This is a genomic window from Moraxella haemolytica (assembly GCF_030177935.1).
GTDB classification, from domain to species: Bacteria; Pseudomonadota; Gammaproteobacteria; order Pseudomonadales; family Moraxellaceae; genus Moraxella; species Moraxella haemolytica.
Genome location: NZ_CP089974.1, coordinates 1837449 through 1850902 on the forward strand (window position 1 = coordinate 1837449; position 13454 = coordinate 1850902).

1 protein-coding gene is annotated in these 13454 nt (G+C 45.2%); it reads left to right on the plus strand.

Annotated elements, in window-relative coordinates; all coding sequences use genetic code 11:
* The first annotated feature begins 78 nt into the window (after positions 1–78).
* Positions 79–13425: a YadA-like family protein gene (locus LU276_RS08790; protein WP_284673463.1), complete on the plus strand. Its 13347-nt coding sequence runs from the start codon at positions 79–81 to the stop codon at positions 13423–13425.
* Positions 13426–13454: the final 29 nt, after the last annotated feature.

Genomic DNA, 13454 nt, shown 5'->3' on the forward strand with positions numbered 1-13454 from the left:
CAAACCGCATTGATTTTTTTAACCGCCCTTGTAAAAATTCAGTCAACAAGGGTGGGCTAACTACGCTGGAATGAAAGTATGAATAAAGTCTATAAGGTTATTTTTAACCGCACCACACAAGTGTTTCAAGCTGTCTCTGAATTGGCTCGTGGTCATCAACGCACCCAAACCGGTAGCACATCATTAAGCAAAGACCCTACTCAAAGCAGCAGCTTTCATCTAAACCCAATTGCCAGTGCAATAGACTCTCTTAAACCAGCAGTTCGTTCGTTCGCCCTAACCACCCTACTGCTCAGCGGACTGAGCTTTTCTGGGAGTGTGTCGGCTCAGTTTTGGGAAGGTCGTAACGAGGGTTCAGAGAACTTGGTTTGGGGGGGGCGTCATGTAACCAGTAACCCAACTGGCAATGCTTTACCTTATACTGGACCAGGAAGAGTCCATGCCTATAACTCGATTGTGATCGGGCACAGTACTTTCCTTGGCAGCTCAGCGGTTCCCGGTGCAACTACGCCAAACTCAAACGTGATTATCGGTTACGCGGCAATCGGACGGGGTGAGCAAGTTCAAAATGCGATTGCTTTAGGGGCGAGAGCGAATACCGGTGGTAACCAAACAATCTCTATCGGGGCAGACTCGGTAACCGTGAGTCAAGGTAACATCTCTATTGGTTCGCAAGCGTCCTCTAGGGACCCAAACTCTCTTGCTATCGGGACAGGGGCTAAATCAAGCGGCGGATCAGTAGCGATAGGTAACGCAGCAGAGGCAGCTAATACGTCTATTGTGGTTGGTTATAGCTCAAAATCTAAGTCTAGCAACGGGACGGTACTGGGGATTAGTGCAACCAATGCCAGTAACAACGGGACGGTTATTGGGTATGGAGCGACGGTTAATGCCAATTCACTAAATGGGATTGCAATAGGACGTTCTGCAACAGTTCAAACCAGATCGCAAGGCGGTATTGCGATTGGTTCTGGCACGAATATTCAAGGTTTGAATTCTCTTGGTATAGGAACATCAGCTATAGCAAAAGGATCATCAGTGGCCATCGGTAGTTCAGCACGGGCGGATAACAGCTCTATCGTTATTGGTATAGGCTCAGTTGGCTTATCCACCAACGGTGTGGTGCTAGGGAATCAAGCAATCAACAATGGCAAAGACAGTACGGTTATCGGGTATGGGGCAAAGCTTTCCGGTGATGGGGCAGATGTGTTCAGAGTAGGTCGGGCTCGTGAATTAGAAAACTCCTTAGTTGTGGGGACAGATGCTCGTGCGTGGTCAGGACACTCGGTGGTGCTGGGGCGTGAGGCACAGGTTGGTAATGCTAATAGTGATGCGGTTAGCGGTACAGCAGTGGGTGAGCGTGCCAAAGCACTTGCCTATCGTAGTACGGCACTGGGGAGTAATGCGTTGGTTGACGCCAGCGGAGACGGCGGTATCGCGATTGGTCGCTCTGCTTTATCGAATGCCCCACAAGGGATTGCGATTGGCTCGGGAGATGCAGATAGCGCTAGAAACCCTGCAACGGTAAATGCAGAGGGGGGGGTTGCGATTGGGCATAACGCCAGGGTTGACACTGATCATAAACGAGCAGTGGCGATAGGTTATAGTACAACTGCCGGTGGTGCGTATAACGTGGTCATCGGTAATGGAGCATCAGCATCCGACAGTGAAAATGTGGCTATCGGTAGAAATTCAAGTGCGTCTGATACGACAGCGAGAGGTGATTTAACAGTTGGACAAAAGACCTTTTTGGCGAATCAATGGAAAGCCCACAACAAAACTCATTCTTTTTCAGTGGGTTCATCGGGGAGTGAGCGAGTTATTCAGAATGTAGCGGCCGGTACGATTGGCCCCAACAGCACCGAAGCGATTAACGGCTCGCAGTTGTATAGAATTGTAGAGGGTATCGGGTTTGATGTGCATGATAATGCCGGTGCTAAAAAAGCAACCGTTGGTATCGGCAATAAAGTAAGCTTTAAGAAAGGGAATAGTGGTTTAGTTAGCGTTGAGACAGCCACAGATGGGAGAACGGGCGGCACACAAGAGAATGCGAGAGTAACCTTTGATGTCATAACGCAGGGGCTTGAAAGTCAAAATACTAAAACAAAGGTAATGGCTGCGAGCGGTCCAACAGGTTTGGCGAAATCTGCTGATGTGGCACAGGCGATTAACGATGTAGCAGAAGCGTTACAAAAGGATATAAAAAACATTGGCGTAAGCTGGAAGCTGGCTACAAAAGCCGGCACAGGTACAGCGGCTAACAGACAGCATACAATCACATCTAATCAGACAGCAACATTCCAAGCCGGTAAAAACATAGTACTAGCACAGGCAGCTGGAACCATCGATATTGCCGTAAAGGACAGTCCAACATTTAACACAATTACTACAACCGGCATTGCGACCATCGGCGGTACGCTAAATGCCAACGGTGGCTTGACGGTAGCAAATAACAAAACGGTTAATTTTAATAATAATAGACTGACTAATGTGGGTAATGCTACAGCTGATACTGATGCAGTCAATAAGAGACAGTTGGATGAAAAGGCGGCAGAATTAACCAATACAGGATTGAAGTTTCGGGGTGATTCAAACGAAGCCTCAAAATTTTTCACACGTAAGTTGAACGAGGAAGTACAAATTACCGGCGGTGCTAATGAGAATCAGTTGACTACTAACAATATTGGGGTGGTTGTTAATGGTTCCAATCTACAAGTAAAACTTGCTAAAACTCTGTCTGGGTTAACTTCAGTAACAACAAACTCACTGACAGTCAATAATAGTGCCACCTTTACACAAGGCATAACCTTAGGTAATGCCAACAATGGTCCGAAGATTGTTAATAATGGTGATGCCATCAAGGTTCAGAAGAACGGAGGAGGGTATGCTCGAATCACCAATATTTGGGACGGTAAAGATGCTTTTGATGCAGTCAATAAAGGGCAGTTGGACGAGCTGGCTAATACAGGATTACAGTTTGAAGGTGATTCAGCTAGTGATGTTGCCACTCGCAAGTTAGGCCAAAAACTGAATATTACCGGCGGTGCTAATAGGGATAAGTTGACTAATAATAATATTGGGGTGGTTGTTGGTGGTAATGGTCTGGTTGTAAAACTTGCCAAGAATATTAGTGGGTTGGAAACCATTAAAACCACCGGTCGTATTACAGCCGGTGGTGGTTTGACAGTGACTACTGGGGGCGTGACTGTTGCTAATGGCGGCATAACGGTTACTCAAGGTGGCTTGACGGTGACCGCTGGCCCAACCAATTTGAACGGTGGCTTGACAGTAACCGGTAATACACAGGTTGCTAAACTAACAGCAACTGGTGATACATCACTTAAAAAGGTGGATGTTACTGGTAAGCTGAATGTGACTGGCCCAACCAATTTGACCGGTGGTGCGACTGTTGGTGGCAATGGTTTGACTGTTAATAATGGTGGCATAACGGTTACTCGCGGTGGTTTGACTGTTCAGGCTGGTGCATCGAGCTTTGGTGATAAAGTGACGGTTACTCGAGGTGGTTTGGATGTTAGCGGTGCTACCACGCTTGGAAGTACTTTGAATGTGACGGGTGCGGCAAATGTTGGTGGTATGCTAAATGCCAACGGTGGCTTGACGGTAGCAAGAAGCCAAAAGGTTGATTTTAATAATAATAAACTGACTAAGGTGGCTGATGCTGTAGCTGATACTGATGCAGTCAATAAGAAACAGCTGGATGCCTGGGCTGACAAAGGGATAAAGTTTTTGGGTGATTCAAACAAAGACGGACAACATCTCACACGTAAGTTGGGCACGGACATAAAAATTACCGGCGGTGCTGATGAGAGTAAGTTGACTAATAACAATATTGGGGTGGTTGTTGGTGACAAGGGATTGGAAGTAAAACTATCCAACACACTGACTGGGTTAACTTCAGTAACAACAGAGTCACTAACAGTCAATAATGGTGCGACCATCTCTGGTAAATTAACAGCGAACAACGATTTTGAGGCGAAGGGTGCGACCACGCTTAGAAGTACCACTGCAAGTACGTTGAATGTGACTGGTGCAACCAACTTGACCGGTGGTGCGACTGTTGGTGGCAATGGTTTGACTGTTAATAATGGTGGCATAAAGGTTACTCGAGGTGGTTTGACTGTTCAGGCTGGTGCATCGAGCTTTGGTGATAAAGTGACGGTTACTCGAGGTGGTTTGGATGTTAGCGGTGCTACCACGCTTGGAAGTACTTTGAATGTGACGGGTGCGGCAAATGTTGGTGGTATGCTAAATGCCAACGGTGGCTTGACGGTAGCAAGAAGCCAAAAGGTTGATTTTAATAATAATAAACTGACTAAGGTGGCTGATGCTGTAGCTGATACTGATGCAGTCAATAAGAAACAGCTGGATGCCTGGGCTGACAAAGGGATAAAGTTTTTGGGTGATTCAAACAAAGACGGACAACATCTCACACGTAAGTTGGGCACGGACATAAAAATTACCGGCGGTGCTGATGAGAGTAAGTTGACTAATAACAATATTGGGGTGGTTGTTGGTGACAAGGGATTGGAAGTAAAACTATCCAACACACTGACTGGGTTAACTTCAGTAACAACAGAGTCACTAACAGTCAATAATGGTGCGACCATCTCTGGTAAATTAACAGCGAACAACGATTTTGAGGCGAAGGGTGCGACCACGCTTAGAAGTACCACTGCAAGTACGTTGAATGTGACTGGTGCAACCAACTTGACCGGTGGTGCGACTGTTGGTGGCAATGGTTTGACTGTTAATAATGGTGGCATAAAGGTTACTCGAGGTGGTTTGACTGTTCAGGCTGGTGCATCGAGCTTTGGTGATAAAGTGACGGTTACTCGAGGTGGTTTGGATGTTAGCGGTGCTACCACGCTTGGAAGTACTTTGAATGTGACGGGTGCGGCAAATGTTGGTGGTATGCTAAATGCCAACGGTGGCTTGACGGTAGCAAGAAGCCAAAAGGTTGATTTTAATAATAATAAACTGACTAAGGTGGCTGATGCTGTAGCTGATACTGATGCAGTCAATAAGAAACAGCTGGATGCCTGGGCTGACAAAGGGATAAAGTTTTTGGGTGATTCAAACAAAGACGGACAACATCTCACACGTAAGTTGGGCACGGACATAAAAATTACCGGCGGTGCTGATGAGAGTAAGTTGACTAATAACAATATTGGGGTGGTTGTTGGTGACAAGGGATTGGAAGTAAAACTATCCAACACACTGACTGGGTTAACTTCAGTAACAACAGAGTCACTAACAGTCAATAATGGTGCCACCTTTAAACAAGGTGTAACCTTAGGTGCTGGCGGACCGAAGATTGTTGGTAACGGTGGCAATATCAAAGTTCAGACAGCAGACGGTAATGGCACTCCTGTGAGAATTACCAATATTGCTGATGGTACACAAGACGGTGATGCGGTTACCAAGAGACAGTTGAATGCTTTGGCCGATAAAGCACTTGAGTTTGAGGGTGATATTAATGGCCCTGTTACCCGTAAGCTAGGTGAAAAGCTGAAGATTACCGGTGGAGAAACGGTTCAGGATAGACTATCTGATAACAATATCGGGGTGGTTGTTAATGGTTCCAATCTACAAGTAAAACTTGCTAAGAATCTTCAAAACCTAGAGTCGGTAGCGACAGGCACGCTTACGACCACTGGCAGTATTACTGCCGGCAATGGCTTGACGGTAACTCGTGGTGCAACTAGTTTGGGTGGTACACTGACGGTTAAGGATAAAGCGACCTTTGAAAAAGGTGTGGATGTAACCGGCGGTGTAACCATTCAGGACGGCGGTCTGACTGTTGAAGCTGGCCCATCAACCTTTAAAGATAAAGTGACTGTTGAGTCTGGTGGCTTAGATGTAACTGGTCCGACTAACTTGCGAGAAGGTTTGACAGTGAGCGGCGGTAAAACAACAGTTGAGGAGTTAGAGGCAGGCAATACCACTGTTCAGAACCTAACAGCGAATGGTACCACTACGCTTCAAGGCACCACTGTTCAGGGTGCGTTGAATGTAGAAGGCAAAACAACGGTTACAGAATTAGAAGCAAGCGGCGAAGTGATGCTTCAAAATACATTAACTGTTGAGGGTCAAGCACAGCTTAAAGATTCACTAGTTGTTGATAGACAGGCGACCTTTAAACAAGGTGTAACCTTAGGTGATAAGGCGGCTGGTCCACAATCGCAAATTGTGAATGACAACGGTAATATCAAAGTTCAGACAGCAGACGGTAATGGCACTCCTGTGAGAATTACCAATATTGCTGATGGTACACAAGACGGTGATGCGGTTACCAAGAGACAGTTGAATGCTTTGGCCGATAAAGCACTTGAGTTTGAGGGTGATATTAATGGCCCTGTTACCCGTAAGCTAGGTGAAAAGCTGAAGATTACCGGTGGAGAAACGGTTCAGGATAGACTATCTGATAACAATATCGGGGTGGTTGTTAATGGTTCCAATCTACAAGTAAAACTTGCTAAGAATCTTCAAAACCTAGAGTCGGTAGCGACAGGCACGCTTACGACCACTGGCAGTATTACTGCCGGCAATGGCTTGACGGTAACTCGTGGTGCAACTAGTTTGGGTGGTACACTGACGGTTAAGGATAAAGCGACCTTTGAAAAAGGTGTGGATGTAACCGGCGGTGTAACCATTCAGGACGGCGGTCTGACTGTTGAAGCTGGCCCATCAACCTTTAAAGATAAAGTGACTGTTGAGTCTGGTGGCTTAGATGTAACTGGTCCGACTAACTTGCGAGAAGGTTTGACAGTGAGCGGCGGTAAAACAACAGTTGAGGAGTTAGAGGCAGGCAATACCACTGTTCAGAACCTAACAGCGAATGGTACCACTACGCTTCAAGGCACCACTGTTCAGGGTGCGTTGAATGTAGAAGGCAAAACAACGGTTACAGAATTAGAAGCAAGCGGCGAAGTGATGCTTCAAAATACATTAACTGTTGAGGGTCAAGCACAGCTTAAAGATTCACTAGTTGTTGATAGACAGGCGACCTTTAAACAAGGTGTAACCTTAGGTGATAAGGCGGCTGGTCCACAATCGCAAATTGTGAATGACAACGGTAATATCAAAGTTCAGACAGCAGACGGTAATGGCACTCCTGTGAGAATTACCAATATTGCTGATGGTACACAAGACGGTGATGCGGTTACCAAGAGACAGTTGAATGCTTTGGCCGATAAAGCACTTGAGTTTGAGGGTGATATTAATGGCCCTGTTACCCGTAAGCTAGGTGAAAAGCTGAAGATTACCGGTGGAGAAACGGTTCAGGATAGACTATCTGATAACAATATCGGGGTGGTTGTTAATGGTTCCAATCTACAAGTAAAACTTGCTAAGAATCTTCAAAACCTAGAGTCGGTAGCGACAGGCACGCTTACGACCACTGGCAGTATTACTGCCGGCAATGGCTTGACGGTAACTCGTGGTGCAACTAGTTTGGGTGGTACACTGACGGTTAAGGATAAAGCGACCTTTGAAAAAGGTGTGGATGTAACCGGCGGTGTAACCATTCAGGACGGCGGTCTGACTGTTGAAGCTGGCCCATCAACCTTTAAAGATAAAGTGACTGTTGAGTCTGGTGGCTTAGATGTAACTGGTCCGACTAACTTGCGAGAAGGTTTGACAGTGAGCGGCGGTAAAACAACAGTTGAGGAGTTAGAGGCAGGCAATACCACTGTTCAGAACCTAACAGCGAATGGTACCACTACGCTTCAAGGCACCACTGTTCAGGGTGCGTTGAATGTAGAAGGCAAAACAACGGTTACAGAATTAGAAGCAAGCGGCGAAGTGATGCTTCAAAATACATTAACTGTTGAGGGTCAAGCACAGCTTAAAGATTCACTAGTTGTTGATAGACAGGCGACCTTTAAACAAGGTGTAACCTTAGGTGATAAGGCGGCTGGTCCACAATCGCAAATTGTGAATGACAACGGTAATATCAAAGTTCAGACAGCAGACGGTAATGGCACTCCTGTGAGAATTACCAATATTGCTGATGGTACACAAGACGGTGATGCGGTTACCAAGAGACAGTTGAATGCTTTGGCCGATAAAGCACTTGAGTTTGAGGGTGATATTAATGGCCCTGTTACCCGTAAGCTAGGTGAAAAGCTGAAGATTACCGGTGGAGAAACGGTTCAGGATAGACTATCTGATAACAATATCGGGGTGGTTGTTAATGGTTCCAATCTACAAGTAAAACTTGCTAAGAATCTTCAAAACCTAGAGTCGGTAGCGACAGGCACGCTTACGACCACTGGCAGTATTACTGCCGGCAATGGCTTGACGGTAACTCGTGGTGCAACTAGTTTGGGTGGTACACTGACGGTTAAGGATAAAGCGACCTTTGAAAAAGGTGTGGATGTAACCGGCGGTGTAACCATTCAGGACGGCGGTCTGACTGTTGAAGCTGGCCCATCAACCTTTAAAGATAAAGTGACTGTTGAGTCTGGTGGCTTAGATGTAACTGGTCCGACTAACTTGCGAGAAGGTTTGACAGTGAGCGGCGGTAAAACAACAGTTGAGGAGTTAGAGGCAGGCAATACCACTGTTCAGAACCTAACAGCGAATGGTACCACTACGCTTCAAGGCACCACTGTTCAGGGTGCGTTGAATGTAGAAGGCAAAACAACGGTTACAGAATTAGAAGCAAGCGGCGAAGTGATGCTTCAAAATACATTAACTGTTGAGGGTCAAGCACAGCTTAAAGATTCACTAGTTGTTGATAGACAGGCGACCTTTAAACAAGGTGTAACCTTAGGTGATAAGGCGGCTGGTCCACAATCGCAAATTGTGAATGACAACGGTAATATCAAAGTTCAGACAGCAGACGGTAATGGCACTCCTGTGAGAATTACCAATATTGCTGATGGTACACAAGACGGTGATGCGGTTACCAAGAGACAGTTGAATGCTTTGGCCGATAAAGCACTTGAGTTTGAGGGTGATATTAATGGCCCTGTTACCCGTAAGCTAGGTGAAAAGCTGAAGATTACCGGTGGAGAAACGGTTCAGGATAGACTATCTGATAACAATATCGGGGTGGTTGTTAATGGTTCCAATCTACAAGTAAAACTTGCTAAGAATCTTCAAAACCTAGAGTCGGTAGCGACAGGCACGCTTACGACCACTGGCAGTATTACTGCCGGCAATGGCTTGACGGTAACTCGTGGTGCAACTAGTTTGGGTGGTACACTGACGGTTAAGGATAAAGCGACCTTTGAAAAAGGTGTGGATGTAACCGGCGGTGTAACCATTCAGGACGGCGGTCTGACTGTTGAAGCTGGCCCATCAACCTTTAAAGATAAAGTGACTGTTGAGTCTGGTGGCTTAGATGTAACTGGTCCGACTAACTTGCGAGAAGGTTTGACAGTGAGCGGCGGTAAAACAACAGTTGAGGAGTTAGAGGCAGGCAATACCACTGTTCAGAACCTAACAGCGAATGGTACCACTACGCTTCAAGGCACCACTGTTCAGGGTGCGTTGAATGTAGAAGGCAAAACAACGGTTACAGAATTAGAAGCAAGCGGCGAAGTGATGCTTCAAAATACATTAACTGTTGAGGGTCAAGCACAGCTTAAAGATTCACTAGTTGTTGATAGACAGGCGACCTTTAAACAAGGTGTAACCTTAGGTGATAAGGCGGCTGGTCCACAATCGCAAATTGTGAATGACAACGGTAATATCAAAGTTCAGACAGCAGACGGTAATGGCACTCCTGTGAGAATTACCAATATTGCTGATGGTACACAAGACGGTGATGCGGTTAACTTTAAGCAAGTGAAGGACGGAATTGATGGTATTACCACTAAAGGACTTAAATTCCAGGGTGATTTCGGTGGTGAAGTCCATCGTAACTTAGGCGATAAACTAACGATTGCCGGCGGTCAGACGGATTCAGGTCAGCTGTCTGATAATAACATCGGCGTGGTGCAAGACGGCGAAGGTCTGAAAGTAAAACTTGCTAAGAATCTTAGCGGATTAGAAAGCATTCAAACTACTGGTAATATTACTGCCGGCAATGGTTTGACTGTTCAGGCTGGTCCAACCAATTTGAACGGCGACTTGACAGTGACCGGTAATACAAATGTTGCCAACCTAACAGCAACCGGTGAAACCAAGCTTAAAGACACCACCGTTGATGGCAAGCTGAAAGTAACCAAAGGTATGGATGTAAAAGGTAAATCAACCTTTGATGCAATAGAGATTCCAAGTTCAAAACAGAATCAACCGCCACTGTTGCTTGACAATACAGGTATTAGTGGTTTGCCAGGTAATATCGCAGCGACTGCTGATAATACACTGTCATCAGATATTGATGCCAAATTAGATATTTCTAAACCAACAGATGATCCAGCAGAAAGAGCAAAAAGATTGTCTCGTGCAGCAACCATAGCTGATGTGTTGTCGGTGGGCTTTAACCTAAAAAACAATGGTGCATCAAGAGACTTTATTCGTGGTTTTGATACAGTTGACTTTATCGATGGTAAGGCAACTACTGCAGTTGTCACTCGTGAGGGTAACAGCAAAACAAGCAAAGTGACCTTTAATGTCAATGTTGATAATGACACCATTAAGCTGATTGACGGCAATAAGATTGCTGCTAACACCACCGATTTGATGGTAAGCAATAGCGGTCGATTAGATATTCCAATGGTATCTTTCGATGCGATAGACAATGCTAAGAAACTGATGACCGCCAGAGATATTGCCTATGCGATTAATCAATCCGGTTTCCAAGTCATCTCCGGTCAAACCGGACTTGGTACTAATTCTGGTGCATCCGAAGAAGTGGTGAGAGCTGGTGATTTGATTAAGCTGATTGCCGGTGACAACTTGGATATTAAACAAGAAGGTACAACCTTTACCTTCTCTCTTAAAAAGACATTAACGCTTAAAGATGATAAGGGTGATGTGACCACACTCTCCCCTGCAGGTGTTAAGACACAGGGTAATGGCGGTGGTAGTACTCTGGGCAACGGCGGTGGTAGTAATGTCGGTGGCAATGGCGGTAATGTCGGTAACGGCAATGGTGCTGGCGGCGGTGCAGTCGGTAATGGCGGCGGTGAGAGCACAGTCGATAAAGGCGGGCTTACTGTTGCAGACAGAGACGGTAATGTCAGCAAAGTGACGGCGAACGGTGTTGCTGTTGAAGGCAAAAACGGTAGTAGTAGTCTTGAAGAAGGCGGTTTATCAGTTATCGGTAAAGACGGTGAAAGCAGTCTTAAAGAAGGCGGTTTATCGGTCATCGGCAAAAACGGCAGCAGTAGTCTTGAAGAAACCGGTTTGTCAGTTGCGGGCAAAAACGGCAGCAGTAGTCTTGAAGAAGGCGGTTTATCAGTTATCGGTAAAGATGGTGAAAGCAGTCTTAAAGAAGGTGGTTTATCGGTCATCGGTAAAGATGGTGAAAGCAGTCTTAAAGAAGGCGGTTTATCGGTCATCGGTAAAGATGGTGAAAGCAGTCTTAGTGGCGATGGTGTGAATGTTATCGATAAAGATGGTAACGGGGGCGAGTTTAATGCAAAAGGCATCTCACTCATTGGACCAAAAAACCAATTAAACCTACAAAACAATAAGCTTGAAATGACCGCAACCAATGCTGGTAAAACCAATACATTTAGTATTGAAAATACGGCAGAAGGAGCGAAAGTTAGTGGCGTTGCTGATGGTGTTGACCCTAACGATGCAGTCAATAAGAGCCAGCTGGATGCACAGGCAAATAAAGGCCTGAAGTTCGTTGGTGATGACAATCAAGAAGTCCATCGTAAATTAGGTGAGACGCTAACCATTGCCGGTGGCTTAACGGATGCAACCAAGCTGTCTGATAATAATATCGGAGTGATGAAAGATGGTGATGGCAAGTTGGTTGTAAAACTTGCTAAGAATATTAGCGGTTTAAGCAATATTGAAACCACTGGTCGTATTACTGCCGGCGATGGTCTGACTGTTGAAGCTGGTGGCTTAAATGTTAAAGGTGATACGACGCTTCAAAAGACAACCGTTACTGATTTCACTGCAAATGGCGATACAACGCTTCAAAAGACTGTTGTGAATCAAACCCTAACGGTTGAAAAACAAGCGACCTTTAAAGATACAGTTGAGGTAAATAATGGCTTGACAGTAACCAATGGCGAAACCAAGCTGAAAAATACTGCTGTTAATGGTACGCTGAATGTGACTGGTAACACAACGATTGATAAAACCTTGATAGTTAAGGGTGATACAACTGTTGAGAAGTTAACAGCAAATGGCGATACAACGCTTGAAAAATCATTGACTGTTAAAGAGAAAGCGACCTTTAAAGATACAGTTGAGGTAAATAATGGCTTGTCAGTAACCAATGGCGAAACCAAGCTGAAAAATACTGCTGTTAATGGTACGCTGAATGTGACTGGTAACACAACGATTGATAAAACCTTGATAGTTAAGGGTGATACAACTGTTGAGAAGTTAACAGCAAATGGTGATACAACGCTTGAAAAATCCTTGACTGTTAAAGAGAAAGCGACCTTTAAAGATGCAGTTGAGGTAAATAATGGCTTGACAGTAACCAATGGCGAAACCAAGCTGAAAAATACTGCTGTTAATGGTACGCTGAATGTGACTGGTAACACAACGATTGATAAAACCTTGATAGTTAAGGGTGATACAACTGTTGAGAAGTTAACAGCAAATGGTGATACAACGCTTGAAAAATCCTTGACTGTTAAAGAGAAAGCGACCTTTAAAGATGCAGTTGAGGTAAATAATGGCTTGACAGTAACCAATGGCGAAACCAAGCTGAAAAATACTGCTGTTAATGGTACGCTGAATGTGACTGGTAACACAACGATTGATAAAACCTTGATAGTTAAGGGTGATACAACTGTTGAGAAGTTAACAGCAAATGGTGATACAACGCTTCAAAAGACTGTTGTGAATCAATCCTTGACGGTTGAAAAACAAGCGACCTTTAAAGAGGGTATCACCTTAGGTGATGCTACTACAGGACCACAGATTGTTCATGAAGGTGATGATACCATCAGAATTCAGCAGAACGATGGCAGTGCAGCACGCATCACCAATGTGGCTGATGGTCATATCGCACCAGACAGTAAAGATATCGTCAATGGTGGTCAGCTGATGAATGTTTATAACCACATCGGTAAAATTGAAAGTCAGCTACAAGCAGGTATTGCCGGTAATAACGCTGCAGCGTCCCTACCACAAGTCATGATGCCAGGCAAATCTATGGTATCGGCAGCATTGGGCGGCTTCCGCGATAAGAAAGCAATCGCCATTGGTTATTCTCGCTTGAGTGACAATGGACGCATGGCATTGAAGTCAAACTTAAATGTTGACACCGAGAAGAACCTTGGCTATGGTGTGGGCGTAGGCTTTACCTGGTAACCCACCCATTGCGATAACTTTTATCTTAG

Coding starts and splice junctions, on each gene's coding strand:
- LU276_RS08790 (WP_284673463.1), top strand. CDS start 79: ATGAATAAAGTCTATAAGGTTATTTTTAACCGCACCACACAAGTGTTT.